The following is a 25,424-nucleotide window of genomic DNA, read 5'->3' as shown; positions in this document are numbered from 1 at the left end:
CGGCGCCTGTTCATGGCACCGTCACCTCCCCCGTGGAATCGTGCGGCGATGACCTTTCCCCGTCCTGCCCTCGCCCTGGCCCTCGCGCCCGCCGCCGCCCTTCTCCTGAGCGGATGCATTGCGCGCACCGCGGTCGGCGTGGTCACCGCGCCCGTGCGTGTCGCCGGCAAGGCGGTGGACTGGACCACCACCAGCCAGTCGGAAGCCGACGAGAAGCGCGGGCGCCAGATGCGCGAGCGCGAGGAACGGCTGGGCAAGCTCGATCGCGCGTACCAGAAGCACTTGCGCCAGTGCCGCGAAGGCTCGGACAAGGCCTGCGACCAGGCACGCGACGACTATGCCGATATCCAGTCGCTCTCCCCCGGCGGCGCATACCGCGACCGCTGAGCGCGGCCGGGCGGGTCAGGCGGGCGGGGGTCAGGCGGCCGCGCGCCTCAGGCGGTCGTTGATGGCGATGCCGATGCCGCTCTCCGGGACCGGTGCCACCGCGATGCGCGGCTGGGGTGCCCGCGCCGCCTGGTGCAGCAGCGCGTAGAGCCGGGCCGCCGCCTCCACGAGATCGCCGCCCGCCGAAAGCGTGGCCTCCCCCGCCACGGCGCCGAAGCCGATGTGGAACTCGTCCGGCGCGGCGCTATCGGCCCCGAGCCGGACCGGCTTGCCGGGTGCGTAGTGGCTGGCGAGTTGCCCGGGCGCCTCGATCGCCCCTTCGGTCACCGGCACGCTGGAGGTGCCGAGCACCGCCGCGATCCGCGCCTCGGGAATGGGGCCCGGGCGCAGGATCTGCCAGCGGCCGTCCTCGCGCAGCGCCACGATGGTCGATTCCAGGCCGGCCTCGCAGTCTCCCCCGTCGACCACGGCATCCGCGCGGCTTCCCAGCGATTCCACCACGTGGGCCGCCCGCGTGGGGCTGACCGCGCCGCTGCGGTTGGCAGACGGGGCGGCGAGCGGCAGCCCCGCCGCCGCGATCACCGCGCGCATCACCGGATGGGCGGGGCACCGCAGCGCCACCGTGGGGAGCCCCGCGGTGACGGCGGGCGCGACCGGCGCTCCGTCCTGCAGCGGCAGCACCAGGGTCAGCGCGCCGGGCCAGAACGCGGCCGCGAGCGCCCGGGCGCGATCGTCGAAGGCGGCGATTTCCTGCGCCTGCGTCAGGTCGGCGACGTGGACGATCAGCGGGTTGAAGCTGGGCCTTCCCTTGGCCCTGTAGATGGCGGCCACGGACTCGTCGCGATCGGCGCGGGCGGCGAGACCGTAGACCGTCTCGGTCGGCACCGCGACCAGCCGGCCGGCCTGCAGCAGGCGTGCCGCGGCGGCGATCCCTGCGGGCGTCGCCTCCAGCATCTCGGGTCGACTGGCGTGGTCCATGGCCCGCCGCTATAGCCGCCCGCGAAGAAAGCCAAGGAAAAGCGCGCATGACCTCCCCCGATCACCTCGCCACCACCGCAGCGCTGCCGGTGCTGACCCGGATCGCGGCGGCACTCGAGCGGCTCGCGCCGCCGCCTGTCGCCCCCGTCGACTGGCGGGGAGCGCCTGCCTACGTGTGGAGCGGCAGCGGCGCCCGCGCCGTCCCGCGCCTCGATGCGCCGGCGCTCGACCTGCTGCGCGGGATCGACAGCCAGAAGGCGCGCGTGGTCGCCAACGTCGAGCGACTGGCAGCGGGCCATGCGGCGCACGACATGCTGCTATGGGGATCGCGCGGCATGGGCAAGTCGGCGCTCCTGCGCGCTGCCGTCCGGGCCGCCGATGCCACGCATCCGGGCCGCATCGCGCTGGTCCAGGTGGCGCAGGAGGCGCTTTCCGGCATGGCCGGGCTGTTCGCCACGCTTGGCGGGGTGGACCGCAACTTCCTCGTCTTCATCGACGATCTCGGCTTCGAGGAGGGCGACGGCAGCGGGCCGCGCGTGCTCCGCTCGTGGCTGGAAGGCGGGGTGGAGGCCCGGCCGGCCAACGTGCGGCTGGCCGTGACATCCAACCGCCGGGCCATCGTCGGGCGGACGATGGCCGAGCAGGACGATCCCATCAACCCGCGCGACGTCGTCGACGAGCGGCTGGCGCTGGCCGACCGCTTCGGGCTCTCGGTGGGCTTCCACAACTGCGACCAGGACGCCTATCTCGCCATCATCGCCGGCTATGCCGAGAGCTTCGGGCTGGACTGGGAGGGCGGCGACGCGCTGGAATGGTCGCGCCGCCGCGGTGCCCGCTCCGGCCGCGTCGCCTGGCAATACGTCAACGAACTGGCCGGACGCGCCGGCAAGGCGATCTGAGCGCCCGTCAGGGCAGCAGCTTGTCCTCTTCCTTGCGGAAGCCGCCGCTCAGCGCGCCGGGCGCGGTCGGGTCCTTGATCTCCTGCAGCGGCTTCATGGCTTCGACGACGACCGGCTCGATCGCGGCGGAGGGCTGCGCGCCGGGCGCGATGACGCGCCAGATGATGCCGGCGGTGTCGTCGCTGACCAGCAGCGCGCCGGCCTTGTCCCAGGCCACCCAGGTGGGACGGCCGCGGGTGTCCCCGTTGTCCTTGAGGAAGCCGCTCAGCACCGGCCGCGGCTTGACGTCGCGCGGGTTGCCGCGCGCGTCGAAGGGCACGAAGACGACGTCGTAGCCCGCCGCGGGCCGGCGGTTCCAGGACCCGTGCCGCGCGATGAAGGCGCCGTTCTCGAAGCCCTTGCCCATGCGGTTGCCGCCCTGCGCGAAGGTCAGCCCCAGCACCGAGACGTGCGCGCCCATGGCGTACTCGGGCTTGCGGGTATACTCGAGCATGTAGGTCTGCATCGGCCACTCGACGCGCTCGTCGAAGGTGTTCTTCCAGTAGACCCAGGGCCATCCGTACTGCGCGCCTACGGGCACGTTCGTCAGGTAGTCGGGCACGAGGTCCGGGCCGAGCATGTCGCGCTCCTGCACGGTGGCCCAGAGCTCCCCGGTGGAGGGGTTCCAGGCCATGCCGTTGGGGTTGCGCATGCCGGCCGCGAACTGCCGGCGGCGGCCGGTGTCGAGGTCGATCTCCCAGATCATGGCGCGCCCGGTCTCCTCCTCCATGCCGTTGTCGGCGATGTTGGTCATCGAGCCGACCGCGACGTAGAGGTGCTTGCCGTCCCCGCTCAGCAGCAGGTTGCGCATCCAGTGCCCGCCGCCCGGCATGTCCATCAGCTTGCGCAGCGGCCTGCCGCCGAGGCTGGTGGCGCCGGGCTTGTAGGCGAACTCCAGCACCGCGTCATGGTTGGCGATGTAGAGCTTGCCGTCGCGGTAGGCCATGCCGGAGGGCGATTGCAGGTCGGCGCTGCGCAGCACGAAGCGGCCTTCCGCCTTGCCGTCGCCATCGGCGTCGCGCAGCAGCACCACCCGGTTGGGCGAGGGATCGCCGGCACCGACGCGGCCCATCACCAGGCCCTTGATCGTGGCGGTGAACCCGCGCGGTCCTTTCGCGGGCGGCGCGTTGGTCTCCGCCACCAGCACGTCGCCGTTGGGCAGGGTCAGCATCGTGCGCGGGTGATCGAGCCCCTCGGCGAAGCGGGTGACGGCGAGGCTGGGGGCGGCCTTCGGTGCTTCTCCCGCCGCCCAGCCCACCGGCTTGGCCAGCTTGATGCTGGGGATCCACTGCGCGTCGGGCTCGACCAGCTGCGGGTTGCGGCCCGCGGCGGCGTCGCTCGGCAGGTCCGAGGTGTTGCTGTGGAGGCCCCAGAAGATCACTCCCGCGACGGCGAGGAGGATGACGACCAGGGCGATGGCGGCTTTCGTGAGGATCGAGCGCATGGCCATCGAGATAGGCCGCTGCCGCCTAGGCGACAACCACGAGTTGCGCTAACGCGCATCCATGTACGATTTCGCCCCCGCTTCCGACCTCGCCAAGCCCGAACTCTACAGCGCGCTCGCCCGCGCGGCCGACGCCCTCGTCCAGGGCGAGCCCGATCCGGTCGCCAACATGGCCAACATGGCCGCCGCGATCTGGCAGTTCGTGCCGGACCTGAACTGGGCCGGCTTCTATCGCGTCCTCGGCGACGAGCTGGTGCTCGGTCCGTTCATCGGCAAGCCGGCCTGCATCCGCATCCCCCTGGGCACCGGCGTATGCGGCACCGCCGCCGCCCTGGGCGCTACGCAAGTGGTGCCCGACGTCCACGCCTTTCCCGGCCATATCGCCTGCGACGCGGCCAGCCGTTCCGAACTCGTGGTGCCGATCCTGCGCGACGGCCGCGTCGTCGCGGTGATCGACCTCGACAGCCCCACGCCCGGCCGTTTCGACGTGGAGGACGCCAGCGGATTGCAGCTGCTCGCGCAAGTGGCCGCGCTGGCGATCTGACCCGGCCAGCCGCTCCCAATTTGGCACGATGCTCCGGAAAGCGCGCAAGACCCGTCGAATTGTGCCCCTGACAATGCTAAATTTCGCGTTAACACAAGGGTCTGACAGTACCCCGGTTCACGTGAAAGGCTGCCGATGCGACATCTCCTGCCCCTGGGCGGCCTCGCCGCGCTGATGCTTTCCGCCATTCCCGCGCGGGCCCAGGACTATCCCGGCGGCCCGGTCGCCGGCGACGGTTACCGCAGCGAGGCGCAGGAGGCCTGGCTCGCCGATTGCCGCCAGCGGCTCTCGGCCCGGGACTCGGGCGTCGGCGGGGCGATCATCGGCGGCGCCGTGGGGGGCTTGGCGGGCAACCGCCTGGCCGGGCGCGGCAACCGCACCGCCGGCACTGTGACAGGGGTCGCGGTGGGGGCCGCAGCCGGCGCCCTGATCGACAAGGCCGAGGACTCCGGCCGGGACCGGGACGCCTGCGCGGCCTATCTCGACGACGACTATGCCCGCATGGTTCCGCCTCCGGGCTATCCGGCGCCGGCCTACCCCGGGGCCTACGCGTCAGCCGCCTACCCGCCGAACGGATATGGGCCCGGCTACGGCTACGGCTACGGCTATGGCTATCCGGCGGCGGGCTGCTGCGCGGCGCCCGCGATGATGATGGTGCCCGTCGTCCAGGCCGCGCCGCACTGCACCGAGACCGTCGAATACGTCTACGAGGACGTTCCGGCTCCGGCCCGCCGCGTCGCACCGCGCCGGAGCCGGGTTCCCGACAAGCGCGTCAAGCTGGCCCCCAACAAGCGGGTGCCGACACGCTGATCGGCCTCAGATCGCGCCGCCGGTGAGCCGCTGGCAGATCAGGTCGAGCTGGTCGAGCGTGGCATAGCGCACGGTGACCGAGCCGGAGGACGGATCGACATCGGCGTTGATCCGAACGGGAAGCCCGAGCACTTCCTCGAGCTGCGCCTGCACTGCGGCGATGTCGGCATCGTCGGCGGTCTCGCGCGCCGAGCGGGCCCGGCGCGGCGCCGTCTCGCCGCGCTGCTTCTTGCGCACCAGCCGTTCCACGTCGCGCACTGACATCTGCTTGCCGACGGCGGCCTCGGCGATGTCCTCGGCATTGTCGCAGCCGATCAGCGCACGGGCATGGCCCATCGACAGTTCACCACGCTCGACGCGCTGGATCACGCCCTCGGGCAGTGCCAGCAGGCGCTGGAAGTTCGCGACGTGGCTGCGGCTCTTGTCGACCATGCGGGCGATCTCGGCCTGGGTCATGCCCTCCAGCTCCGCCAGCCGGTTGTAGGCACGCGCCTCCTCGATCGGATTGAGATCCTCGCGCTGAAGGTTCTCGATCAGCGCCAGGGCCATCACCTCGCGGTCGCTGAGATCGCGGACGAGCGCCGGGATCTCGTGCAGCTGCGCCTTCTGCGCCGCGCGCCAGCGGCGTTCGCCGGCGACGAGCTGGTAGCGCCCATGATCGAGCGGGCGCACGATGATCGGCTGGATCACGCCGCGCTGCGCGATCGACGCCGCCAGCTCTTCCAGCGCCGCCTCCTCGAAGTGGCGACGGGGCTGGTGCGGATCGGGCTGGATGTCGGAGATCGCAAGAAGCGCCAGCCCCCCTGCCCTGAGGCGCGCGGCCGCGCTGTCGCCTTCGCCGGCAGGCAGGGGCTCTTCCCGCCGCGTCTCGCCCAGCAGGGCGCCAAGGCCGCGGCCCAGCCCCTTGGGCTTCTGCTTGGCGGGTACGCTGAAGCGCACGATGGAATCGTCGTTCATGCCGCTTTCCTCTTTTCGGGCAGGCGTGTGATCAGCTCGCGCGCGAGCGCCATGTAGGCGCGACTGCCGGCGCAGGCGTGATCGTAGATGAGCGCGGGGACGCCGTGGCTCGGCGCTTCCGACAGGCGGACGTTGCGCGGGATGGTGGTCTCGAAGACCAGCTTCCCGAGCACGGAGCGCACGTCCTCGGACACCTGCTCGGTCAGCCGGTTGCGCCGGTCGAACATGGTCAGTGCGATGCCGATGATCCCGAGGTCCGGGTTGAACCGCTGCTGCACGCGCTCGACCGTCTGGAGGAGCTGGCTGAGACCTTCGAGCGCGAAGAACTCGCACTGCAGCGGCACCAGCAGCGTGTCGGCCGCGGTCAGCGCGTTGAGCGTCAGCAGGCCAAGCGAGGGCGGGCAGTCGATCAGGCACACGTCGTAGCCGAGTTCCGGTGTCAGCGTACGGCGCAGGCGATGCGCGCGGTCCTCGGCGTTGACCAGCTCCACTTCGGCGCCCGAGAGGTCGACCGTCGCGGGAAGCAGGTCGAGCCCCGGAATGCGCGTCCCCATCACGCATTGCGACACCGGAACCCGATCGACCAGCACGTCGTAGGAGGACGCTCCCCGCTCCGAAGCCGAGACGCCGATGCCGGTCGAGGCATTGCCCTGGGGGTCGATGTCGATCAGCAGCGTCCGCCACCCGGTGGCGGCGAGCGCAGTCGCGACGTTGATCGCGGTCGTGGTCTTGCCGACCCCGCCCTTCTGGTTGGCGATGGCGATGCGGATCACGTGGGCCTACCCTTTCCGCCAGCCAAAGTGCCGACGATGATGCCTGCTTGCGGGTCCGTGATGGACTGTTCCACGTGGAACGCGTGCCGCCAGGTGCGAAGATCTTCCAGTTCTTGCTTCGCAGAGCGCCCCTTGGGCAACAACCACAAGGTGTCCCTTGTGGAAAATCGGGCGGATAACTCCAGAAGGCGGTCGAGCGGCGCGAAGGCGCGGGCTGAAATCACCGACACCGGGCGAGTCTCCACCGCTTCGAGGCGCTGGCCGCACACGCGCACATTCGTCAGCCCGATCTCCGCGGCGGCGCGCGACAGCCATTCGATTCGCCGCGTGCGCGATTCGACGAGCAGGACCGCCGTTTCGGGTCTCAGCGCGGCGATCACCAGTCCCGGGAAGCCGGCACCCGTCCCGAGATCCATCCACGCTCCTGATGTTCCACGTGGAACATGCGCGAGAAGTTGTGCGCTGTCGACGATGTGGCGCAGCCACACCTGTTCAAGGCTGGCTGCCGAGACGAGGTTCTGCCGCTGGTTCTCCGCGCTTAGGAGCGCGACCAGGTTCTCCAGGCGCACCGTCGCCGCTTTGTCGACCTCCGGCCGCGACCGCAGCCAGGACCGGGCCGCCTCCTCGTTGGCGATCATGCCGCCTCCCGGCGCGCATGCACCAGCAGCGCGGCCAGGGCCGCGGGGGTGATGCCGGGCACGCGGCCGGCCGCGGCGAGCGTCGCCGGCATGGCGCGGCTCAGCCGCTCCACCATCTCGCGCGAAAGCCCGGGGATCTCGGCATAAGGGAAGTCGTCCCCGAGCGGCAGGGCTTCGCTGGCGCGCAAGTCGCGCAGTTCCCGTTCTTGCCGCTCCAGATAGGGCGCATAGGCCGCGTCCTCCGCCACTTCCTCGACGAGGGCCGCGTCCGCGGTGAGCGCTGTGTCGATCCACGGCGTCAGCCCGCCGATCTCGACACCGCCGAACCGCAGCCACTCGCGCAGCGGCAGGCGACCCGCATCGGGGCGGACGGGGAGCCCGGACCCGGCAAGCTCGGCCGCCGGAACGCTGCGGTCCAGCGCAGCCGACAAGCGCGCCCTCGCCTCCTCCCGGCCTGCAAACCAGGCGCGGCGCTCAGGCCACACTGCGCCCGCGTCCAGCGCCAGGGGGGTCAACCGGGTCGTCGCGTTGTTCGCGCGCAGTCGCAGCCGGTACTCCGCCCGCGCCGTGAGCATGCGATAGGGTTCGCTGACGCCGTGAAGCGTCAAGTCGTCGATCATCACGGCCATGTAGCTGTTGGCGCGGTCAAGCGGGGGCGCCGGCCGTCCCAGCACGGCGGCTGCCGCGTGAAGACCGGCGACCAGCCCCTGCGCCGCGGCCTCCTCGTAGCCGGTGGTGCCGTTTATCTGCCCTGCGCAATAGAGGCCCGGGATGGCGCGCAGCTCCAGGCTGGTGCGCAGCGCCCGCGGATCGATGTGGTCGTATTCGACCGCGTAGCCAGGCACCGCCATGTCCACGCGTTCCAGGCCTTCCATCGTCCGCAGCATGTCGAGCTGGACGTCGGCCGGCAGGGAGGTGCTGATCCCGTTGGGGTAGACCAGGTGCGTCGTCAGCCCCTCGGGCTCGAGGAAGACCTGATGCCCGTCACGGTCCGCGAAGCGGTGGATCTTGTCCTCGATCGACGGGCAATAGCGCGGGCCGAGCGCACCGATGGCGCCGGAGAACAGCGGCGAGCGATGGAGGTTGCGCCGGATCACGTCATGGCTGCGCGCATTGGTGCGGGTGATCGCGCAGAACACCTGGGGCACGCTGCGCCGGCCCATCGCCGACATCGTCCACTGCTCCCCGTCGGAAGGCTGTTCTCCCAGCCGCGCCCAGTCGATGGTGCGGCCATCGAGGCGCGGGGGCGTCCCGGTCTTGAGGCGCGCCATCGGCAGATCCGCCGCGCGGAGCTGTTCCGCCAGCCGCTGGGCCGCGCGCTCGCCGATGCGGCCGCCGACCTCGCGCTCCTCGCCGCGGAACAGGGTGCCGCCCAGGAACGTGCCGGTGCACAGCACAACGCTCCGACCCTCCAGGCGGGTGCCGTCCGTCAGGTCCACGCCCGTGACCGCCCCGCCCTCTAACCGCAGCGCGGCCGCTTCGCCGGCGACGAGCGTGAGGTCCCCCTGTCGGGCGAGCAGGTGATGGATCGCAGCCTTGAACAGCCGGCGATCCGCCTGCACCCGCGGGCCCTGCACGGCGCTCCCCTTGGAGCGGTTGAGCATGCGGTAGTGGATCGCCGCAGCGTCGGCGGCCCGGCCGATCAGGCCGTCGAAGGCATCGACCTCGCGGACGAGATGCCCCTTCCCCAACCCGCCGATGGCCGGGTTGCAGCTCATGGCGCCGACCGCCTCGAGATCGAAGCTGACGAGCGCCACGCGCGCGCCCATGCGGGCCGCGACGGCAGCGGCCTCGCAGCCGGCGTGGCCGCCGCCGATCACGATGACATCGAAGGAGTGCATCGCTCGCCCTTATCGCACAGCGCCTTTCCGGTCAAAGCGCAGACTGCGGAATGTTCCACGTGGAACTTTCCGCCCGCCTCACTTGCCGATGCAGAACCTTCCGAACAGCGTGTCGAGCATGTCTTCGGTCGTCGATCGCCCCACCAGCCGGTCGAGCGCCGCGCGGGCCTGGCGCAAACCCTCCGCCACCAGCAGGGGATCGTTTTCCCGCACAGCCGCGCGGAGGCCGCTGCCCGCCTCGCGCAGCAGGTCGTGCTGGCGAGCGCTGAGTGCCGCCTCACCGGGGACCGGCAAGGCCGAGCGCGCGGTAGCGATCAGGTCTCGCCGCAAGGCATCCATCCCTTCCCCCGTCCGCGCCGAGAGACGATGCCGGGCAGCGGGCTTCGCCGTGACGTCGGGCAGGTCGGCACGGGCCGCGATCTCCCACGCTCCGATCGGACCTTCGCCGGAGGGTCCGAGCCATAGGACCACGTCGGCCTTGTCGAGCGCCGCCCGGGCGCGGGCGATGCCGATCGCCTCGATGGCATCGTCGGATCCTTCGTGGAGCCCTGCCGTGTCGAGGAAGGCGAAGGGCACCCCGTCGATCGCCACCGCCCGCACCAGGACGTCTCGGGTGGTCCCGGCGATGGGGGAGGTGATCGCCGCCTCGTCCTCCACCAGCGCATTGAACAGCGTGCTCTTGCCGGCATTGGGGGGCCCGGCCAGCACCACGCGAAAACCTTCCCGCAGCGTCTCCGCTCGCGGACGCTCCAGCCATGTGGCGAGCTCATCCGCCAGTGCGGCCAGGTCCTGGCGGAACGCGGCAGGCAGCTCGGCGACGTCGTCCTCGTCGCTGAAGTCGAGCGCGCTCTCGACCAGCGCCGCGGCTTGCAGCACCCGCACGCGCCAGTCCTCCACCTGTCGGGAAAAGGCGCCCTCCGCCATGGCGATGGCGCTACGGCGCTGCAGCTCGGTCTCCGCCGCGAGCAGGTCCGCGAGGCCTTCGGCTTCGGCAAGGTCGATGCGGCCGTTGGCGAAGGCGCGCCGGGTGAACTCGCCCCGCAGCGCCTTGCGCAGTCCGGGCATGCCCGCCAGCGCCGCCTCGACCGCAGCGACGACGGCGCGCCCGCCATGGAGATGCAGCTCGGCCAGGTCCTCGCCGGTGGCGGTGGAGGGGCCGGGAAACCACAGCACCAGGGCGCGGTCCAGCAGAGTTCCACGTGGAACATGCAGGCTGCGATAGCTTGCCTTGCGCGCTTCAGGACGACCCCCGGCCAGTGTCGCAAGCACCTCTCCGGCCCGCGGTCCGCTGATCCGCATCACGGCGATCGCGGCGGGCGGAGACCCGCTCGACAGGGCAAAGATGGTGTCCATGACGGCGCCCTAGCAGGGCGCTGCGGGGTGCGCTACTCGCCGTCCTTGCGCGGCTTGGTGCCCGAGCCGCTCATCGCCATGGCCACGCCGCCTTCCATGAACTGCTGGAACAGCTTGAGGCCGAACTGGCCCATCGGCGCGATCTGCCGGGTCAATTCGTTGAGCTGGTCGAAGTTGCCGGCGCCTTGCATGGCGTTGGTCAGCGCCTCGACATAGACCTCGTTGGCACGGGTGACGTCGGGCAGGCCGAGGAAGCGGCGTGCCTCCTCCGGGGAGCACTCGATCTCGACATTGACGTTCATGCGACCCTCCGGCGTATTTTCGTATCCTGACTGACACATGCGCTTGGCAAAGTCCATTGCAAGTGCCTAACTCCGCGCACCCGGAAAACGGCCTGAAGAGGAGAGCCCAAGATGTCCACCAACACCGAAATCCCGACGCTCGACGGTGACGGCACGATCCCCGCCTACGTGGCCCGTCCGCAGGGCACCCCCCGCGGCGCGATCATCGTGCAGCAGGAGATCTTCGGCGTGGACGCCGGCATCCGCAAGAAGGCCGATGACTGGGCGGCGAAGGGATACCTCGCCGTCGCGCCCGACACGTTCTGGCGCCAGCAGCCGGGCATCGAGCTCAGCCCCTACGACGAAGCCGAGTTCCAGCAGGCCATCGGCCACATGATGAGCCACGACTTCGACCTCGGCATGCGCGACATCGAAGCGGTGATCCACTGGATCCGCCGCGAGCAGGGCGTCGAGAAGGTCGGCTTCGTCGGCTTCTGCATGGGCGGGCGCATCGCCTACATGGTCGCGGCGCGCACCGATATCGACGCCTCGGTGGGCTACTACGGCGTCATGATCGACCAGATGCTGGGCGAGAAGCACGCCATCTCGCGGCCGCTCATGCTGCACATCCCCACGGCCGACCACTTCGTCGACGCCGCGGCGCAGAAGGCGATTCACGAAGGTCTGGACGACCATCCCCGCGTCACCCTGTACGACTACGAGGGCCTCGACCACGGCTTCGCCGCCGAGATCGGGGAGCGGCGCGACGAGGCCGGGGCACAGCTGGCCGACGGCCGGACCGAAGCCTTCTTCGCCGAGCACGTCGGCTGAGGCACCCGCGGTGACGAGCGCATACCGGATGGTCGTCCGGGCCCATGGCGGGCCCGAGGCGATCGCGCGCGAGGACTTCGCCGTGCCCTCCCCCGGCGACGGCGAGCTGTTGATCGAGACCGAGGCCATCGGCCTGAACTTCATCGACACCTACTACCGCAGGGGCCTCTATCCCGACGCGCTGCCGATCACGCTGGGCTCCGAGAGCGTCGGGCGCATCGTGGCGCTGGGCGAAGGCGTGGCGGGGTTCGCGCTGGGCGAGCGGGTCGGCACCACGCAGAACGGCGGCGCCTATGCCACCCACCGGGTGATCCCCGCGACCAAGGCCATGCGCATACCGGAGGGCATCGCGCCCGAGGTGGCGGCCGCGGTGATGCTCAAGGGTCTCACCGCATGCTACCTGGCCGAGGAGACCTTCCCGGCCAAGGCCGGCGACATCGCGCTCGTCCATTCGGCAGCGGGCGGGGTCGGCTCGCTGCTGGTGCCCTGGCTGCAGGACAAGGGCGTCACCGTGATCGCCCATGTCGGCTCCCCGGACAAGGCAGCGCAAGTGCCGGTGCAGCACGTGCTCTCCTGCGCCTTCGACGACCTGCCCCAGGCCGTGCGCGCGATCACCGGCGGCGCCTTGTGCCATGTGGTCTACGACGGCGTGGGTGCGGCGAGCTGGCCGGCCTCGCTCGCCTGCCTCGCGCGGCGCGGGCTGATGGTGAGCTACGGCAATGCCTCGGGCGCCGTGCCGCCGATCGCCGTGCTGGACCTGATGCGCGCCGGCTCGATCTATCTCACGCGGCCGACGCTGGCCGACTATATCGCCACGCCCGAGGCGCTGGCGCAGAGCGCCTCCAAGCTGTTCGAGCGGATCGCGTCGGGCGTGCTCCAGCCGCGCATCGGGCAGACCTTCGCGCTCACCGATGCCGCAGCCGCGCACCGGGCGCTGGAAGCGCGGGAGACCACCGGCTCCACCGTACTGCTGCCCTGACGCTCCGGTCGCCGGGTCGAATGCCACCAACGAGAAAAGGCCCGGATCGCTCCGGGCCTTTTTGCTATGTCAGAACAGCGAGACGATGCCGAGCTGCGGGTCTACCCACCCCTCGTAGATCATCTTGCCGGCCACGTAGAGGATGACCGCGAGGCCGACCCAGCCGATCCACCGGTAGCGTTCGATATAGCGTGCGATGAAATTGGCGGCGAGGCCCATCATCGCCACCGCCACGACCAGGCCGACGATGAGGATCCCGGGATGATCGCGCGCCGCGCCGGCGACGCCGAGCACGTTGTCGATCGACATCGAGACGTCCGCCACCGCCACCGAGATCGCGGCCGAACCGAAGCTCTTCGCCGGAGCGAGGCCGGAGTGCTCGTCGCCCTCGATCTCCGGCGAACCGGCCGAGTGCACGTCGGCGGGGCTATGATGCAGTTCGCGGTACATCTTCCACGCCACCCACAGCAGCAGCAGGCCGCCTGCGAAGATCAGGCCGACGATCCCGAGCAGCCAGGTCACGATCAGCGCGAAGCCGATGCGCAGCACCAGCGCGGCGATCACGCCGATGGCGATGACCTTCTTGCGCTGCTCGGCCGGCAGCCCCGCCGCCAGCGCGCCCACCACGATGGCGTTGTCGCCCGCCAGGACGACGTCGATCATCAGCACCTGCAGGAACGCGGAGAGCGCTGCCGGAGAGCCGATGTTGGAGAAATCGTTGACGATGTGCTGCCAGATCTCGCCAGGGCCCTGCAGGGCCGGCGCGGCGGCGGCGAGGATCGAAAGAGTATCCAAGGTCTGCCCCCTGCCCGCCTTACTGGTTCATCGTCGCGAAGAAGTCCTCGTTGGTCTTCGAGTCCTTCATCTTGTCGAGCAGGAACTCCATCGCATCGACGGTGCCCATCTGCATGAGGATGCGCCGCAGGACCCACATCTTGGAGAGCTGGTCCTTGGGGACCAGCAGCTCTTCCTTGCGGGTGCCGGACTTGCCGACGTCGAGCGCCGGGAAGATGCGCTTGTCGGCCACCTTGCGGTCGAGGACGATTTCCGAGTTGCCGGTGCCCTTGAACTCTTCGAAGATGACTTCGTCCATGCGGCTGCCGGTGTCGATCAGGGCCGTGGCGATGATGGAGAGCGAGCCGCCCTCCTCGATATTGCGCGCGGCACCGAAGAAGCGCTTGGGACGCTGCAGGGCGTTGGCGTCGACACCGCCGGTCAACACCTTGCCCGAGCTGGGCACCACGGTGTTGTAGGCGCGGCCGAGGCGGGTGATCGAGTCCAGCAGGATGACGACGTCGCGCTTGTGCTCGACCAGGCGCTTGGCCTTCTCGATCACCATTTCGGCGACCTGGACGTGGCGCTGCGCGGGCTCGTCGAAGGTCGAGGAGATGACCTCGCCCTTCACGCTGCGCTGCATGTCGGTGACTTCCTCGGGGCGCTCGTCGACGAGCAGCACCAGCAGGAACACTTCGGGATGGTTGTCGGTGATGGCCTTGGCCATGTTCTGCAGCAGCACGGTCTTGCCGGTGCGCGGCGGCGCCACGATCAGCGCGCGCTGGCCCTTGCCCTGCGGGCTGATGAGGTCGATCACGCGGGCCGACTTGTCCTTGACCGTCGGGTCGAGGCTATCGAGCTTGAGGCGCTGGTCCGGGTAGAGCGGCGTCAGGTTGTCGAAGTTGACGCGGTGGCGCACCACGTCGGGATCGTCGAAGTTGACGCTGATGAGCTTGGTGATCGCGAAGTAGCGCTCGCCGTCGCGGGGGGCGCGGATCTCGCCCTCGACGGTATCGCCGGTGCGCAGGCCCCATTTGCGGACCTGGTTGGGCGAGACGTAGATGTCGTCGGGCCCGGCCAGGTAGTTCGCCTCGGGGCTGCGCAGGAAGCCGAAGCCGTCGGTCAGCACCTCGATGGTGCCCTGCCCGATGATCTCCTCGCCGTCCTCGGCCACTTCCTTGAGGATGGCGAACATGAGGTCCTGCCGGCGCAGCGTGGAGGCGCCTTCGACGCCCAGTTCCTCTGCCATTTCGACCAGCTCGGCCGATGATTTCTTCTTGAGTTCTTTCAGGTGCATTCTGGGTTTTCCGGATGGAATTGGAGTGTCGGCCGGCGGGATCTCAGGGCTTGGGGAAAGCGGATCCGGGCAGGAGAATGGGCTCGTGCCCCGTGCCGGAACACCGTGCAGATAAGCGCTGGGCGGCCTGCGGTCAACGAGTCAATGGATCGCTCGCCGCAGGCCGGCAGGCGTGCGGGGTGAACGGTGGGCGGTGGCGCTGCAGGCCTGGCCCACGCCCGACGGGACGCGGTCGCCAGGACTTTGCCTTAGAAGGGCTTCACCACGACGAGGATCACGATCACCACCGCGGCGAGGCCCGGGATCTCGTTGAGCAGGCGCAGCTTCCCCCCGGTGAGCGGGCGCTCGCCCCGCGCCAGCTTCTTGCCGTAGCCGACCAGCCAGCCGTGGTAGCCCGAGAGCAGGATCACGAAGAGCAGCTTGGCGTGCAGCCAGCCTTCGCTGAAGGCGCCGATCGCAAGCGCCGTCAGCACGCCGAAGACCCACACCAGGATCATCGAGGGGGTCAGGATGATCTTGCGCAGCTTCGCTTCGCGATCGATCCATCGCGCCGCCTCGGCCGAGCCCGGCTCCGCCTCCTGGTGGTAGACGAAGTAGCGCGGCAGCATGAACAGCCCCGCCATCCAGAAGATCACGAAGATGACGTGCCCGGCCTTGAGCCAGGGATAGATGCTCTGCAGGACTTCCATGATTCCCCTCTAGCGCGTCCGCTTGCCGTGCTCAACGCTCCCAGCCGCGAACGGTGGCCAGCAGGCGCTCCACGTTCGCGATGGGCGTGTGCTGGCCGATGCCGTGACCGAGGTTGAAGACATGCGGACGATCCGCAAAGGCGTCGAGCACGAGGCGCGCGTCGCGGTCGAGATCGTCCCCGCCTGCCAGCAGCAGCAGCGGATCGAGGTTGCCCTGCACCGGCATCCCCGCCGGCAGCGTGCGCGCCGCCCAGAGGGGGTCGATGGTCTCGTCGATGCCCACCGCGTCCACCCCGGTCTCCCGTGCATAGGCGGCCAGCTTCTCGCCCGCGCCCTTGGGAAAGCCAATGATCGGGGTCTGGGGATGGCGTGCCTTGACCGCCGCGACGATCGCCGCGTTGGGCGCGACGACCCAGCGCGCGAACTGCGCGGGGCTGAGGCTGCCCGCCCAGGAATCGAAGAGCTGCACGGCCTCGGCACCGGCCTCGATCTGGCCGCACAGGTACTCCACGGTCACCGCGGTCACCGCATCGATGATCGCCTGGAAGCCCTGCGGATCGCGATAGGCCATGGCGCGGGTCTCGTGCTGGTCGCGGCTGCCCTCGCCCGCCACCATGTAGGTTGCGACCGTCCACGGCGAGCCCGCAAAGCCGAGCATCGTCGTGTCCGCACCAAGGCTGGCGCGAACCTGGCGCACCGTCTCGTAGATCGGCGACAACCGCTCGGGCACCGCCACCAGGCTCTCGACCGCATGGTCGACGAGCCGTGGCGAGAGGCGGGGTCCCTCACCTGCCAGGAACGCAAGGTCCTGCCCCATCGCGTAGGGCACGATGAGGATGTCCGAGAACAGGATCGCACCATCGAATCCGAAGCGCCGGATCGGCTGCAACGTAATCTCGGCCGCGGCGTTGGTATCGTAGACGAGCGCGAGAAATCCGCCCTTCTCGGCGCGCAGTTCGCGGTACTCGGGCAGGTAGCGCCCGGCTTGCCGCATGAGCCAGACCGGGCGGCGCGGCGTATTCGTTCCGCGCAGTGTGTCGAGGAGGATTCCAGGCATCGCGTCGTCGTCCCAGCAAAAAAATAGATTCTTTTTAGAAGGATGATGGAGTCTGTTGGCCCTGTGGATTGTGGGGACGCGCGGGCCTTGCCCGATTTGTGCCGGGTTGAACAGGGTCTAGCGCCAGAGCGACTCTCCGGCACCGGGGAGTCAACGAAAGCTTGTTCGCCTTGTCCACAGGGTGTGGATCGCCGCCTCGCCCTGTCCAGAACTGCGGCGGGGAATCTGGGGCAGCGGGCAGGAAACGTCGACGGCGAGTTGTCAGCGCATTCCTCCCGTGGTTTATGCCGCAACATATCCACAAGGGGTCCCGGCAGCCGACCATGGCGCGATTTCACCTCCACCTGTTGTCCGATTCCACCGGCGAGACGCTGGAAATGATCGCCAAGGCCGCTCTCGCGCAGTTCGACGATTCCGACGTGCTGCGGCATTTCTGGCCGATGGTGCGCTCGCAGCAGCATCTCGACCGCATCATGGCGGAGATCGCGGCCAACCCCGGCCTGGTCTTCTTCACGCTGGTCAACGAGGAGACGCGCGGCCGCCTCGAGGAGCGCTGCCAGTCGCTCGGCCTGCCGGCCATCGCCGTGCTCGACGGAGTAACCGATGCCCTCGAAGCCCTGCTCGGCCAGGAGGCGAAGGGGCGGCCCGGCCGCCAGCACCGGCTCGACGAAGCCTACTTCGCCCGCGTCGATGCCATCCAGTTCACCATCGCTCACGACGACGGGATCGCCTGGGAGGATTGGGAGGAAGCGGACATCGTCCTCGCCGGGGTGTCGCGCACCAGCAAGACGCCGACCTCGATCTATCTCGCCAACCGCGGCTACAAGGTCGCCAACATTCCCATTGTCGTCGAGAGCCCGCCGCCCCCTTCGCTGTTCGGCCTCAAGCGGCCGCTGGTCGTGGGGCTTACCACCGCGCCCGAGCGCCTGATCCAGGTGCGGCGCAATCGCCTGCTCTCGCTCAGCCAGTCCCCCGACACCGACTACGTCGCCAGCGACAAGGTGGAGGACGAGCTCAAGTACGCCCGGCGCATGTTCGCCGACAACTCCTGGCCGGTGATCGACGTCACCCGCCGCTCGATCGAGGAGACGGCGGCCGCGGTCATCAACCTGTTCAACGAACGCAAGGCTGCCGGCGAGACCGACCCGGTCGGCCCGAAGCCGATCTGAGCGCCGGACCCATGATCGTCCTTGCTTCCAAGAGTGCCTCGCGCCGCGCCATGCTCGAAGCGGCCGCCATTCCGTTCCGCTGCCAGCCGGCCGATGTCGACGAGCGGGCGATCGAGGCGGGGCTCGGCGCGGTTGAGCCGGGGCAGGTTGCCCTCGCCCTTGCAGAGGCGAAGGCGCTTGCTGTTTCACGTGGAACACCGCAGGAGCTGGTGCTGGGCAGCGACTCTCTGGTGTCGTGCGGCGGGCGCCGCTTCGACAAGCCGGCATCGCGCAAGGACGCCGCCGAACATCTGAGGTTCTTCTCAGGCCGGGTGATGGAGCTGCACAGCGCCGCCACGCTCGCGCGCGATGGGGTGGCGCTGTGGTCCGAGGGCGCCGTGGCGCGGCTGCGGGTTGCGACGCTGTCCGAGGCTTTCATTGCGCGCTACCTCGATGCTGAGTGGCCCGAGGTCTCCGCCTGCGTGGGGGTGTTCCGGATCGAGGGACGCGGCGTGCAACTGTTCGAGGCGATCGAAGGCGACCACTTCACCATCCTGGGCATGCCGCTGCTGCGGGTCCAGTCCGCGCTGCGCCGAATGGGAGTGCTGCCCCAATGACCCAGCCTTATGCCGAGGTGATCGGCGATCCGATCGCACAGTCCAAGTCTCCGGCGATCCACGGCTTCTGGCTTGCCGAGCTGGGCCTGCCCGGGCGCTACGAACATTGCCGCGTGCGCCAGGACGAGCTCGCGAAGTACCTTGCCCGTCGCCGGACAGATCCGGACTGGCGGGGTTGCAACGTGACGATGCCGCACAAGCTGGCGATCCTGCCGCTGCTCGACCGGCTCGATCCCCTCGCCGCGCGGATCGGCGCGGTGAACACGGTGGTGCGCGAGCGCGACGGGACGCTGACCGGCATCAACACCGATGCTCCGGGCTTCCTCGAGCCGCTGCGCGCGGAACTGGAGCGCGTGCATCTCTTCCGCATGGCGCGCGTGCTCGGGACCGGCGGCGCAGCGCGGGCGATCGTCGCGGCGCTGGCCTCGAAGAGCTTCGTGGTGGTGCTGGCGGGCCGCGACCCGGCCAAGGCCCGGGCCATGCTGGACGAGCTGGCGCCCGGCGCCGACCATCACGCGATCGGGCTCGACCACTTCGCGGATGCCACCGACTTCGCCTTCGACGACCGCGCGGGGTGTCTCGACCTGGTCGTCAACGCCAGCCCGCTGGGGATGACCGGGCAGCCGCCGCTCGCGTTCGATTTCAGCCATGCCCCGCCTGGTGCCATCGCCTACGACATCGTCACCAGCCCGCTGAACACCCGCTTCCTCCAGAACGCCGCCGAATCCGGCCTGCGCACGGTGGATGGCCTCTCGATGCTGATCGGCCAGGCGGCGATCGCCTTCGGACACTTCTTCGGGGCCCAGGCTCCGCGTGATCGCGATGCGGCCCTGCGTGCGCTGATCCTCGCATGAAGGCCGGCCCGCGCATCCTCGGGCTCACCGGCTCGATCGGCATGGGCAAGTCGACGGTGGCGGGCATGTTGCGCACGCTCGACGTGCCGGTGTTCGACGCCGATGCCGCGGTGCACGCGCTGCAGGGACCGCGCGGCGCCCTGCTCCCGCAGATCGAGGCGGCGTTCCCGGGCAGCACCGGACCGGATGGCGTCGACCGCCAGGCGCTGGGGGCGGCCGTCTTCGGCAATCCCGACAAGCTGGCGCGACTGGAGGCCATCGTCCACCCGGCCGTGGCTGCGCTTCGTGGGGATTTCCTCCGGGACAATGGGGATGCGCCGCTGGTCGTCTTCGACATCCCCCTGTTGTATGAAAAAGGCGGTGCGCAAGGGCTCGATGCGGTGGCGGTCGTCTCTGCCCCGGCCGAGGTGCAGCGCGCCCGGGTCCTGGCCAGGCCGGGGATGACCACCGAGAAATTCGAGCAGATCCTCGCGCTCCAGGTGCCCGATGCGGAGAAGCGCGCGCGGGCCGATTACGTGATCGACACCGGGCTCCCGCTGGACGGCACGCGCGAACAGGTCGTCGGTATCGTACGGGCGCTGACCCGAGGGGATTAATCCGCTTCGGGGCCTTGCGCCCCGGCGCGCGCAGGCAGATATGGAGTGGGATGAGAGAGATCATCTTCGACACCGAGACCACCGGTTTTGATCCCAGGAACGGGGACCGGCTGGTCGAGATCGGCTGCATAGAGATGGTCAACAGGGTGACGACGGGGCGCACCTACCACGCCTATTTCAACCCCCAGCGCAGCATGCCGGCCGAGGCCGAGGCGGTGCACGGCCTCTCCGACGCGTTCCTGGCCGACAAGCCGCTGTTCGCCAGTGCCGCGCTCGAATTCCTGGAGTTCATCGGCGACAGCCCGCTGGTGGCGCACAACGCCGGCTTCGACTTCAACTTCATCAATGCCGAGCTGGCGCTCTGCGGGCACCCGCCCGTGGGTCTGCACCGCATGGTGGACACCGTCGCGCTGGCGAAAGTGCGCCATCCCGGCGCCAAGCTCTCGCTCGACGCGCTCTGCACGCGCTACGGGATCGACCGAAGCCACCGCACCCTGCACGGCGCCCTGCTCGACGCCGAGTTGCTCGCGCAAGTCTATGTGGAACTGCGCGGCGGCCGCCAGATCGGCCTCGAGCTCATTGCAGAAACCACTGAGATCGTGACGGAAATCAAGGTTCTCGCCAAGAAGGACCGTATTTTTCGTCAGCCGCGCCCCCACGCGGCATCCGTCGAGGAACTTGCGGCCCACGCAGCGTTTCTCAAGGCGGTCGATAGCCCCCTTTGGGGTGCCTGAACTCTAGCACAAGGAGAATTCGCCCATGGACATCCGCGTCTCCGGACACCAGGTCGAAACCGGCGAGGCCCTGCAGGCCCACGCCAGCGAGCGGCTGACGGTGATCATCGAGAAGTACTTCAACCGGGCGTTGTCTTCGCACGTGACGTTCGGCCGGGCGCCGGCCGGTGCGTTCCGCTGCGACATCATCATGCATGTCATGCAGAACCTCGTGCTCAAGGGGACGGGCGCGGCGCAGGATGCGCACGTGGCGCTGGACCAGGCGGCCGAGAAGATCGACAAGCAGCTGCGTCGCTACAAGCGCCGCCTCAAGGACCGCTCAGAGCAGTCGGCGCACGCCACCGCCGTCGAGGAAGCCGCCTATACCATCTTCGAGGAAGCGGCCGCCGAGGAAGAGCGCGAGGTGGAGGTCGATGCCCCGGTGGTGATCGCCGAGACGCGCGTCGATGTTCCGGAAGCGACCGTTTCGGACGCGGTGATGATGCTCGACTTACGCAATACTACGGCGCTGCTCTTCAAAAATGCTGGTACTGGCCGCCATAATATGGTTTACCGCCGCGGCGACGGTTCGATCGGCTGGGTCGAGCCGCACTGATACGTCCCCGCGCAATCGCTTCTTACCGCAAGGACCAAGGAGAGCTCCGGTTGGCGCCGGGGCTCCAGGGGCATGCAGCTTGAACACCGGTCGAACTCTAGCATCAGAAACGAAATGAGTGCGCTATTCGTATTGCTGCCCGATGCCGTGACAACGGCCGATGCGGACAGCAAGGACATCATCCTGGAACGGCTCGCGGCCCAGTTCGCGCACGTCTACGGCCTCGACGCCGGGGCCGTGCTGGCGCGCATCCGGCAGCGGGAGGAACTGGGCAGCACCGGCTTCGGCCGACGCATCGCCATTCCGCATGCCCGCATGCCGGGGCTCAGCCGGCCGGTGGCGGCGTTCCTGCGCCTCGCCTCGCCGGTCGAGTTCGAGGCTGCGGACGGCATGCCGGTCGACCTGGTGTTCGGCCTGCTTTCTCCCGAAGGCGCCGGTGCCACCCATCTTCACGCGCTGGCGGCGATCTCGCGCATGATGCGCAACGAGCGGATGCACGAGGCGCTGCTGGCGGCGCCCGGCCCCGAGGCGCTCTACAGCCTGCTGAGCAACGTCATCGATCGCGATGCCGCATGACCTGACGGGAGCGGGCGCTTCCGAAGGCGCCGCGCTGCACTGGCGCGCTCTCGAGGGGCTCTACGCCTCGGCGCCGATCAACCACATGTTCCGCTCGCAGCTGGAGATCACCGGCCCCGGCCTCGCGCGGATCACCTTCCTGGTGGAGCCGGACTGCTTCCATGCGGCCGGCGCGGCCCACGGCACGATCTACTTCAAGATGCTGGACGATGCCGCCTTCTACGCGGCCAACACGCATGTGACCGACCGCTTCCTGCTCACCACCTCGTTCAACATGCACCTCAGCAAGCCGATCAAGGGCGGCCGCATCGTCGCCGAGGGGCGCTGGGTGAGCGGGCGCCGCCGCGTGCTGGTGGCCGAATCGCGCCTGCTGGACGAGGAGGGCGAGGAAGTCTCGCGCGGGACCGGGACCTTCATGCGTTCGCGCATCGCGCTCTCGAGCCTGCCGGGTTACTCCCTGCCGGCGGGCGGCTGAGACCATGGACGACAGGCTTCCCGCGCATCTCGAGGTGGCGGGGCTGATTCGCCGAATCGGCGCCGAGGGTGGCTTCGGCACGGTCCTGGCCAAGGGTGAGCGCGACGCCGGGACGATCCTTGCCGTGCTCGTTCACAACGGCCGCGACGTCCGCCTCTACGAGCGGATGCCTGCCGCCGACGGCAGCCGCCAATGGCAGTGCAGCAGGCGACAGGATGCGGAAAACCCTGGCGAATTCCAGGAGTACCTGGAGCGCCGCAAGCGTCAGGACAGCGACCTCTGGATCATTGAACTTGATGCCGCGAACGCCGAACGCTTCATCGGCGCAACGCCAGACGCCGGTTGACTTGCTTGCGGCAGGGGCTAATGGCCGCCTTCGCAAGCGCGAAAGCGGCATGGGCAGCACTTCGGTTGCCCGGCTAGCACGCAGACGGGGGATCGTCGGCAGGCTCGACGGATACTGAACGCCCTTACCGGGCTTTCCGTTCCAGCCTGTGTCGGATCGGTTCACCGCCCTTGATACGATTACATGCGAAGCAAAGTTGAGTGGGCGAGCGCCTTCGCGCTGGCCGCAACGGTTCTGACCGTTCTTCTTGGCGCCCAGGGCTCGGGCGCGGCGGCATCGGACTTCGTTCCGGTCCTCACCGAACAGCAGCCCGCGACGCGCTTCGTGTCGCAGCCCGTGGTCCAGGCGCTTCCCGCCGAGGCGACCGAGGGCGAAACCCCGGACGCAGACACGCTCCAGGAACTGGTCTCGCAGCAGGATGCGGGCGACCAGCTGTCGAGCGAGATGCGCTGCCTGGCGGGGGCCATCTACTTCGAGGCGCGGGGCGAGACGCTGGAAGGCCAGCTGGCGGTGGGCCGCGTGATCGTCAACCGCGCGCGCTCGGGCCGCTTCCCCAGCAGCTACTGCGGCGTAGTGTACCAGCCCTCGCAATTCTCGTTCGTGCGCGGTCGCTCCATGCCGCGGGTGCCGGAAGCCTCGCGCGACTGGCAGGAGGCGGTCGCCATCGCCCAGATCGCCGACGACGGTGCCTGGAAGAGCGAGGCCAAGGGCGCGCTCTACTTCCACGCGGCGCGGGTCTCGCCCAAGTGGCGCCTGACGCGCCTGGCGCGCGTCGACAACCACGTCTTCTATCGCTGAGGCTCGGTCGTCCCGGGTGGCTGCCGGGACGCGGCAGGCGCGCTCAGGCGGCGCGTAGCTCCACCCACACCGGGGCATGGTCGCTGGCCTTCTCGCGCCCGCGGTGCGCCTTGTCGACGCCGCAGGCCACCAGCCGGTCGGCCAGCTCGGGCGAGAGCAGCGCATGGTCGATGCGGAAGCCGTGGTCGCGCTGCCACGCGCCGGCCTGGTAGTCCCAGTAGGTCCACACCCCGCCGCGCGGATTGTGCGTGGCGAGCGCATCGGTCCAGCCGTCGCCGAGAAGGCGGAACCAGGCATCGCGGGATTCGGGCTGCATCAGCGCATCCGCCGCCAGCGCCGGCGGTGACCAGATGTCCCGGTCGGTCGGCACCACGTTGTAGTCCCCGGTGACGATCGCCGGCACTTCCTCGGCCTTGATCGCGGCCATGCGGCGGCGCAGGCGCTCCATCCAGCGCAGCTTGTAGTCGAACTTGGGACCGGGCACGGGGTTGCCGTTGGGCAGGTAGATGCACACGACGCGCATGCCGAAGACGTCGGCTTCCAGATAGCGCGAATGTTCGTCCTCGGGTTCGCCCGCGAGGCCGCGCTGGACTTCGACCGGCGCTTCGCCGTCCGCCAGGATGGCGACGCCGTTGAACCCCTTCTGGCCGTGCCAGATGCCCTGGTAGCCGAGCTTCTCGAACTCGGCGATCGGGAAGCCCTCGTCCTGGCTCTTGATCTCCTGCAGGCAGGCGACGGCCGGGCGAGTCTCCTCCAGCCATTCCAGCAGGCGGGGCAGGCGCGCCTTGACCCCGTTGATGTTGAACGTGGCGATTCTCATACCGCGAAGCTGGACCCGCAGCCGCAGCCGGCGGCCGCATTGGGGTTTTCCACGCGGAACGCCGCGCCGCCCAGCGACTCGACGAAATCGACCACGCAGCCCTGGACGAGGTCGAGGCTGACGGGATCGACCACGAGCCGCACGCCATCGGTCTCCGCGACGCTGTCGTCGGGCTCGGGCGCGTCGGCCAGGCCGAACTTGTACTGGAAGCCGGAACAGCCCCCGCCTTCCACGGCAAGCCGCAGGATGGCAGGCTTGCCCTGCTTGCTGGCGATCGCCGCGACGCGCGCCGCGGCCGAGGGGCTGAGTTGCAGGCTGTGCTGGTCCATGCGCCCGATGTAGGCGCGCCGGACGCGGGCGGCAAGCCGCGGGGGTCAGGCGGTCTGGATGTAGTCGCGCATCGACGCGGCTTCCTGCTCGATCTTGTCGATCCGGAACTTCACCAGGTCTCCGATCGAGACGAAGCCGACCATGCGGCCGCCCTGCACCACCGGCAGGTGGCGGATGCGCCGGCGGGTCATCAGCGACAGCGCCGCGATCACCGAGGTGTCGGGCTCCACGCTCACCGCGGGCGCGGTCATGATGTGGCCCAGCGGCATGTCGAGCACCTGCGCGCCCATCTCGCGCAGCCGGTAGATGACGTCGCGTTCGGAGAAGATGCCGGCCACCTCGCCGTTCTCCAGCACCGGGACGGCGCCGATGCGACGGTCCGCCAGAATGGCGACCGCCTCGCGCACGGGGGTCGAGACGTCGCAGGTGACGACGTCGTCGCGGCCTTCGATAATGCGACCTATGGTCATGGTCATGCTCTCCCAGTTCTTCGGTGGAGCTGCTGTTCCCGCAGTCTGTCTCCCAGCGACGAGAATACCATGCGTGGGCGCGGGGCGCCACTTCGACCGAGGGCGCGCTCGACCGGGCACGAGATGCTTGCGGCAGGGCGGTGGAGCGCCCAGATTGGCGCGATGATACCGCCCTCTCCTCTCGAAGATCCGGCCAAGGCTGCCCACGCCTGGGCCCGCTACCGGCGCATCATGCGGTGGATGATGACGATCACCGTCGGCCTGGTCGTCGGATCGGTGATCCTGCTCTACCGCTCGAACGGGATGGTTTCGATCCACTTCTACATCGCGACCGCGCTGGGCGTCGGCTTCACGATGCTGCTGGCCTCTGCCTTGATGGGGCTGGTGTTCCTGTCGAGCGGGACCGGCCACGACGACGCCGTCGTCGATCCGCTCGAGGAGGACAATCCCTACAAGTGACCGCCGCCTCGCCGTCACCACGCATGCCGGGGTGG

General features: G+C 69.5%; 32 protein-coding genes. 17 read left to right on the top strand and 15 right to left on the bottom strand.

Annotated features, from left to right (window positions below):
* The first annotated feature begins 48 nt into the window (after positions 1 to 48).
* Positions 49 to 387, top strand: a complete 339-nt coding sequence (locus ACFFJC_RS18465) for a hypothetical protein (RefSeq protein WP_379488863.1) — start codon at positions 49 to 51, stop codon at positions 385 to 387.
* A 30-nt stretch (positions 388 to 417) separates the two neighbouring features.
* Here the strand turns inward: ACFFJC_RS18465 and ACFFJC_RS18460 are convergent, their stop codons facing one another.
* Entirely contained in the window at positions 418 to 1,365 is a 948-nt protein-coding gene (locus ACFFJC_RS18460; RefSeq protein ID WP_379488862.1) for an L-threonylcarbamoyladenylate synthase, read from the bottom strand.
* Between the two features lie 47 nt (positions 1,366 to 1,412).
* Here ACFFJC_RS18460 and ACFFJC_RS18455 point away from each other — a divergent pair, with 47 nt between their 5' ends.
* Positions 1,413 to 2,264: a DUF815 domain-containing protein gene (locus tag ACFFJC_RS18455; RefSeq protein ID WP_379488861.1), complete on the top strand. Its 852-nt coding sequence runs from the start codon at positions 1,413 to 1,415 to the stop codon at positions 2,262 to 2,264.
* Positions 2,265 to 2,271: 7 nt separating this feature from the next.
* Here ACFFJC_RS18455 and ACFFJC_RS18450 read toward each other — a convergent pair whose 3' ends face one another.
* A complete protein-coding gene (locus tag ACFFJC_RS18450; protein ID WP_379488948.1) occupies positions 2,272 to 3,747 on the bottom strand; it encodes a PQQ-dependent sugar dehydrogenase in 1,476 nt (491 codons plus the stop codon).
* A gap of 61 nt (positions 3,748 to 3,808) precedes the next feature.
* Here ACFFJC_RS18450 and msrC point away from each other — a divergent pair, with 61 nt between their 5' ends.
* Positions 3,809 to 4,291, top strand: coding sequence for a free L-methionine (R)-S-oxide reductase MsrC (gene msrC / locus ACFFJC_RS18445; RefSeq protein WP_379488860.1), 483 nt, complete (start codon positions 3,809 to 3,811; stop codon positions 4,289 to 4,291).
* A 135-nt stretch (positions 4,292 to 4,426) separates the two neighbouring features.
* Positions 4,427 to 5,101 (top strand): glycine zipper 2TM domain-containing protein, encoded by a 675-nt coding sequence (locus ACFFJC_RS18440; protein ID WP_379488859.1) that lies wholly within the window; start codon positions 4,427 to 4,429, stop codon positions 5,099 to 5,101.
* 6 nt (positions 5,102 to 5,107) lie between these two features.
* On the opposite strand, the gene ACFFJC_RS18435 is transcribed toward ACFFJC_RS18440, so the two are convergent.
* The 6 genes from ACFFJC_RS18435 to ACFFJC_RS18410 all read right to left on the bottom strand — a co-directional run bounded on the left by ACFFJC_RS18435 (position 5,108) and on the right by ACFFJC_RS18410 (position 10,965).
* Positions 5,108 to 6,058, bottom strand: coding sequence for a ParB/RepB/Spo0J family partition protein (locus ACFFJC_RS18435; protein WP_379488858.1), 951 nt, complete (start codon positions 6,056 to 6,058; stop codon positions 5,108 to 5,110).
* Positions 6,055 to 6,831 (bottom strand): ParA family protein, encoded by a 777-nt coding sequence (locus tag ACFFJC_RS18430; protein WP_379488857.1) that lies wholly within the window; start codon positions 6,829 to 6,831, stop codon positions 6,055 to 6,057. The genes ACFFJC_RS18435 and ACFFJC_RS18430 overlap by 4 nt, the downstream gene beginning before the upstream one ends.
* A complete protein-coding gene (gene rsmG, locus ACFFJC_RS18425) occupies positions 6,828 to 7,469 on the bottom strand; it encodes a 16S rRNA (guanine(527)-N(7))-methyltransferase RsmG (RefSeq protein WP_379488856.1) in 642 nt (213 codons plus the stop codon). Before rsmG ends, ACFFJC_RS18430 begins: the two co-directional genes overlap by 4 nt.
* Complete coding sequence (mnmG, locus tag ACFFJC_RS18420) at positions 7,466 to 9,310, bottom strand: tRNA uridine-5-carboxymethylaminomethyl(34) synthesis enzyme MnmG (protein WP_379488855.1); 1,845 nt, start codon at positions 9,308 to 9,310, stop codon at positions 7,466 to 7,468. The genes rsmG and mnmG overlap by 4 nt, the downstream gene beginning before the upstream one ends.
* Before the next feature lie 78 nt (positions 9,311 to 9,388).
* The gene (gene mnmE / locus ACFFJC_RS18415; protein ID WP_379488854.1) at positions 9,389 to 10,663 is read right to left on the bottom strand and encodes a tRNA uridine-5-carboxymethylaminomethyl(34) synthesis GTPase MnmE; all 1,275 of its coding nucleotides are present in this window, start codon (positions 10,661 to 10,663) and stop codon (positions 9,389 to 9,391) included.
* A gap of 32 nt (positions 10,664 to 10,695) precedes the next feature.
* Positions 10,696 to 10,965, bottom strand: coding sequence for a DUF6489 family protein (locus ACFFJC_RS18410; RefSeq protein ID WP_379488853.1), 270 nt, complete (start codon positions 10,963 to 10,965; stop codon positions 10,696 to 10,698).
* Positions 10,966 to 11,076: 111 nt separating this feature from the next.
* On the opposite strand from ACFFJC_RS18410, the gene ACFFJC_RS18405 reads away from it, so the two are divergent.
* On the top strand, positions 11,077 to 11,775 hold the full coding sequence (locus ACFFJC_RS18405) for a dienelactone hydrolase family protein (RefSeq protein ID WP_379488852.1): 699 nt from the start codon (positions 11,077 to 11,079) through the stop codon (positions 11,773 to 11,775).
* 10 nt (positions 11,776 to 11,785) lie between these two features.
* Entirely contained in the window at positions 11,786 to 12,754 is a 969-nt protein-coding gene (locus ACFFJC_RS18400) for a quinone oxidoreductase family protein (protein ID WP_379488851.1), read from the top strand.
* A gap of 69 nt (positions 12,755 to 12,823) precedes the next feature.
* Here the strand turns inward: ACFFJC_RS18400 and ACFFJC_RS18395 are convergent, their stop codons facing one another.
* From ACFFJC_RS18395 to hemE, 4 genes are all read right to left on the bottom strand, one after another.
* Entirely contained in the window at positions 12,824 to 13,549 is a 726-nt protein-coding gene (locus tag ACFFJC_RS18395; RefSeq protein WP_379488850.1) for a TerC family protein, read from the bottom strand.
* Positions 13,550 to 13,568: 19 nt separating this feature from the next.
* The gene (rho, locus tag ACFFJC_RS18390) at positions 13,569 to 14,825 is read right to left on the bottom strand and encodes a transcription termination factor Rho (protein WP_379488849.1); all 1,257 of its coding nucleotides are present in this window, start codon (positions 14,823 to 14,825) and stop codon (positions 13,569 to 13,571) included.
* Positions 14,826 to 15,073: 248 nt separating this feature from the next.
* The gene (locus ACFFJC_RS18385; RefSeq protein WP_379488848.1) at positions 15,074 to 15,514 is read right to left on the bottom strand and encodes a CopD family protein; all 441 of its coding nucleotides are present in this window, start codon (positions 15,512 to 15,514) and stop codon (positions 15,074 to 15,076) included.
* A gap of 31 nt (positions 15,515 to 15,545) precedes the next feature.
* Complete coding sequence (hemE, locus tag ACFFJC_RS18380; protein ID WP_379488847.1) at positions 15,546 to 16,571, bottom strand: uroporphyrinogen decarboxylase; 1,026 nt, start codon at positions 16,569 to 16,571, stop codon at positions 15,546 to 15,548.
* A 323-nt stretch (positions 16,572 to 16,894) separates the two neighbouring features.
* Here hemE and ACFFJC_RS18375 point away from each other — a divergent pair, with 323 nt between their 5' ends.
* The 10 genes from ACFFJC_RS18375 to ACFFJC_RS18330 all read left to right on the top strand — a co-directional run bounded on the left by ACFFJC_RS18375 (position 16,895) and on the right by ACFFJC_RS18330 (position 23,310).
* Complete coding sequence (locus tag ACFFJC_RS18375; protein WP_379488846.1) at positions 16,895 to 17,740, top strand: pyruvate, water dikinase regulatory protein; 846 nt, start codon at positions 16,895 to 16,897, stop codon at positions 17,738 to 17,740.
* 11 nt (positions 17,741 to 17,751) lie between these two features.
* Positions 17,752 to 18,336: a Maf family protein gene (locus tag ACFFJC_RS18370; RefSeq protein WP_379488845.1), complete on the top strand. Its 585-nt coding sequence runs from the start codon at positions 17,752 to 17,754 to the stop codon at positions 18,334 to 18,336.
* Positions 18,333 to 19,190: a shikimate dehydrogenase family protein gene (locus ACFFJC_RS18365; protein ID WP_379488844.1), complete on the top strand. Its 858-nt coding sequence runs from the start codon at positions 18,333 to 18,335 to the stop codon at positions 19,188 to 19,190. The genes ACFFJC_RS18370 and ACFFJC_RS18365 overlap by 4 nt, the downstream gene beginning before the upstream one ends.
* Positions 19,187 to 19,786, top strand: coding sequence for a dephospho-CoA kinase (gene coaE / locus ACFFJC_RS18360; RefSeq protein WP_379488843.1), 600 nt, complete (start codon positions 19,187 to 19,189; stop codon positions 19,784 to 19,786). Before ACFFJC_RS18365 ends, coaE begins: the two co-directional genes overlap by 4 nt.
* A gap of 50 nt (positions 19,787 to 19,836) precedes the next feature.
* On the top strand, positions 19,837 to 20,520 hold the full coding sequence (gene dnaQ, locus ACFFJC_RS18355; protein WP_379488842.1) for a DNA polymerase III subunit epsilon: 684 nt from the start codon (positions 19,837 to 19,839) through the stop codon (positions 20,518 to 20,520).
* A gap of 25 nt (positions 20,521 to 20,545) precedes the next feature.
* A complete protein-coding gene (gene hpf, locus ACFFJC_RS18350) occupies positions 20,546 to 21,115 on the top strand; it encodes a ribosome hibernation-promoting factor, HPF/YfiA family (RefSeq protein ID WP_379488841.1) in 570 nt (189 codons plus the stop codon).
* A 114-nt stretch (positions 21,116 to 21,229) separates the two neighbouring features.
* Complete coding sequence (locus ACFFJC_RS18345; RefSeq protein ID WP_379488840.1) at positions 21,230 to 21,691, top strand: PTS sugar transporter subunit IIA; 462 nt, start codon at positions 21,230 to 21,232, stop codon at positions 21,689 to 21,691.
* Positions 21,681 to 22,166 (top strand): PaaI family thioesterase, encoded by a 486-nt coding sequence (locus ACFFJC_RS18340; RefSeq protein WP_379488839.1) that lies wholly within the window; start codon positions 21,681 to 21,683, stop codon positions 22,164 to 22,166. The genes ACFFJC_RS18345 and ACFFJC_RS18340 overlap by 11 nt, the downstream gene beginning before the upstream one ends.
* Before the next feature lie 4 nt (positions 22,167 to 22,170).
* Positions 22,171 to 22,512: a DUF1491 family protein gene (locus ACFFJC_RS18335; RefSeq protein WP_379488838.1), complete on the top strand. Its 342-nt coding sequence runs from the start codon at positions 22,171 to 22,173 to the stop codon at positions 22,510 to 22,512.
* A 183-nt stretch (positions 22,513 to 22,695) separates the two neighbouring features.
* A complete protein-coding gene (locus ACFFJC_RS18330; RefSeq protein WP_379488837.1) occupies positions 22,696 to 23,310 on the top strand; it encodes a cell wall hydrolase in 615 nt (204 codons plus the stop codon).
* Positions 23,311 to 23,353: 43 nt separating this feature from the next.
* On the opposite strand, the gene xth is transcribed toward ACFFJC_RS18330, so the two are convergent.
* From xth to ACFFJC_RS18315, 3 genes are read right to left on the bottom strand one after another with little or no spacing between them, the layout of a single operon-like run.
* Positions 23,354 to 24,130 (bottom strand): exodeoxyribonuclease III, encoded by a 777-nt coding sequence (gene xth / locus ACFFJC_RS18325; protein ID WP_379488836.1) that lies wholly within the window; start codon positions 24,128 to 24,130, stop codon positions 23,354 to 23,356.
* Positions 24,127 to 24,459 carry a HesB/IscA family protein gene (locus tag ACFFJC_RS18320; protein WP_379488835.1) on the bottom strand — a complete coding sequence of 111 codons (333 nt, stop codon included), beginning with the start codon at positions 24,457 to 24,459 and terminating at the stop codon, positions 24,127 to 24,129. Before ACFFJC_RS18320 ends, xth begins: the two co-directional genes overlap by 4 nt.
* Before the next feature lie 45 nt (positions 24,460 to 24,504).
* On the bottom strand, positions 24,505 to 24,930 hold the full coding sequence (locus ACFFJC_RS18315) for a CBS domain-containing protein (RefSeq protein WP_379488947.1): 426 nt from the start codon (positions 24,928 to 24,930) through the stop codon (positions 24,505 to 24,507).
* 162 nt (positions 24,931 to 25,092) lie between these two features.
* Here ACFFJC_RS18315 and ACFFJC_RS18310 point away from each other — a divergent pair, with 162 nt between their 5' ends.
* Positions 25,093 to 25,389: a hypothetical protein gene (locus tag ACFFJC_RS18310; RefSeq protein ID WP_379488834.1), complete on the top strand. Its 297-nt coding sequence runs from the start codon at positions 25,093 to 25,095 to the stop codon at positions 25,387 to 25,389.
* The last annotated feature ends 35 nt before the right edge of the window (positions 25,390 to 25,424 follow it).

Origin of the sequence: Novosphingobium soli, from assembly GCF_042432915.1 — a bacterium.
Lineage (GTDB): Bacteria > Pseudomonadota > Alphaproteobacteria > Sphingomonadales > Sphingomonadaceae > Novosphingobium > Novosphingobium soli.
The sequence above is the reverse complement of the archived record's forward strand: the minus strand, read 5'-3'. Positions and strand labels throughout refer to the sequence as shown.

Excerpts from the sequence above, each read along its gene's own strand:
- ACFFJC_RS18465 (WP_379488863.1), top strand. The coding sequence starts at position 49 with ATGACCTTTCCCCGTCCTGCCCTCGCCCTGGCCCTCGCGCCCGCCGCC.
- ACFFJC_RS18460 (WP_379488862.1), bottom strand. The coding sequence starts at position 1,365 with ATGGACCACGCCAGTCGACCCGAGATGCTGGAGGCGACGCCCGCAGGG.
- ACFFJC_RS18455 (WP_379488861.1), top strand. The coding sequence starts at position 1,413 with ATGACCTCCCCCGATCACCTCGCCACCACCGCAGCGCTGCCGGTGCTG.
- ACFFJC_RS18450 (WP_379488948.1), bottom strand. The coding sequence starts at position 3,747 with ATGCGCTCGATCCTCACGAAAGCCGCCATCGCCCTGGTCGTCATCCTC.
- msrC (WP_379488860.1), top strand. The coding sequence starts at position 3,809 with ATGTACGATTTCGCCCCCGCTTCCGACCTCGCCAAGCCCGAACTCTAC.
- ACFFJC_RS18440 (WP_379488859.1), top strand. The coding sequence starts at position 4,427 with ATGCGACATCTCCTGCCCCTGGGCGGCCTCGCCGCGCTGATGCTTTCC.
- ACFFJC_RS18435 (WP_379488858.1), bottom strand. The coding sequence starts at position 6,058 with ATGAACGACGATTCCATCGTGCGCTTCAGCGTACCCGCCAAGCAGAAG.
- rsmG (WP_379488856.1), bottom strand. The coding sequence starts at position 7,469 with ATGATCGCCAACGAGGAGGCGGCCCGGTCCTGGCTGCGGTCGCGGCCG.
- mnmG (WP_379488855.1), bottom strand. The coding sequence starts at position 9,310 with ATGCACTCCTTCGATGTCATCGTGATCGGCGGCGGCCACGCCGGCTGC.
- mnmE (WP_379488854.1), bottom strand. The coding sequence starts at position 10,663 with ATGGACACCATCTTTGCCCTGTCGAGCGGGTCTCCGCCCGCCGCGATC.
- ACFFJC_RS18410 (WP_379488853.1), bottom strand. The coding sequence starts at position 10,965 with ATGAACGTCAATGTCGAGATCGAGTGCTCCCCGGAGGAGGCACGCCGC.
- ACFFJC_RS18405 (WP_379488852.1), top strand. The coding sequence starts at position 11,077 with ATGTCCACCAACACCGAAATCCCGACGCTCGACGGTGACGGCACGATC.
- rho (WP_379488849.1), bottom strand. The coding sequence starts at position 14,825 with ATGCACCTGAAAGAACTCAAGAAGAAATCATCGGCCGAGCTGGTCGAA.
- ACFFJC_RS18385 (WP_379488848.1), bottom strand. The coding sequence starts at position 15,514 with ATGGAAGTCCTGCAGAGCATCTATCCCTGGCTCAAGGCCGGGCACGTC.
- hemE (WP_379488847.1), bottom strand. The coding sequence starts at position 16,571 with ATGCCTGGAATCCTCCTCGACACACTGCGCGGAACGAATACGCCGCGC.
- ACFFJC_RS18375 (WP_379488846.1), top strand. The coding sequence starts at position 16,895 with ATGGCGCGATTTCACCTCCACCTGTTGTCCGATTCCACCGGCGAGACG.
- ACFFJC_RS18370 (WP_379488845.1), top strand. The coding sequence starts at position 17,752 with ATGATCGTCCTTGCTTCCAAGAGTGCCTCGCGCCGCGCCATGCTCGAA.
- ACFFJC_RS18365 (WP_379488844.1), top strand. The coding sequence starts at position 18,333 with ATGACCCAGCCTTATGCCGAGGTGATCGGCGATCCGATCGCACAGTCC.
- coaE (WP_379488843.1), top strand. The coding sequence starts at position 19,187 with ATGAAGGCCGGCCCGCGCATCCTCGGGCTCACCGGCTCGATCGGCATG.
- dnaQ (WP_379488842.1), top strand. The coding sequence starts at position 19,837 with ATGAGAGAGATCATCTTCGACACCGAGACCACCGGTTTTGATCCCAGG.
- hpf (WP_379488841.1), top strand. The coding sequence starts at position 20,546 with ATGGACATCCGCGTCTCCGGACACCAGGTCGAAACCGGCGAGGCCCTG.
- ACFFJC_RS18345 (WP_379488840.1), top strand. The coding sequence starts at position 21,230 with ATGAGTGCGCTATTCGTATTGCTGCCCGATGCCGTGACAACGGCCGAT.
- ACFFJC_RS18340 (WP_379488839.1), top strand. The coding sequence starts at position 21,681 with ATGCCGCATGACCTGACGGGAGCGGGCGCTTCCGAAGGCGCCGCGCTG.
- ACFFJC_RS18335 (WP_379488838.1), top strand. The coding sequence starts at position 22,171 with ATGGACGACAGGCTTCCCGCGCATCTCGAGGTGGCGGGGCTGATTCGC.
- ACFFJC_RS18330 (WP_379488837.1), top strand. The coding sequence starts at position 22,696 with ATGCGAAGCAAAGTTGAGTGGGCGAGCGCCTTCGCGCTGGCCGCAACG.
- xth (WP_379488836.1), bottom strand. The coding sequence starts at position 24,130 with ATGAGAATCGCCACGTTCAACATCAACGGGGTCAAGGCGCGCCTGCCC.
- ACFFJC_RS18320 (WP_379488835.1), bottom strand. The coding sequence starts at position 24,459 with ATGGACCAGCACAGCCTGCAACTCAGCCCCTCGGCCGCGGCGCGCGTC.
- ACFFJC_RS18315 (WP_379488947.1), bottom strand. The coding sequence starts at position 24,930 with ATGACCATAGGTCGCATTATCGAAGGCCGCGACGACGTCGTCACCTGC.
- ACFFJC_RS18310 (WP_379488834.1), top strand. The coding sequence starts at position 25,093 with ATGATACCGCCCTCTCCTCTCGAAGATCCGGCCAAGGCTGCCCACGCC.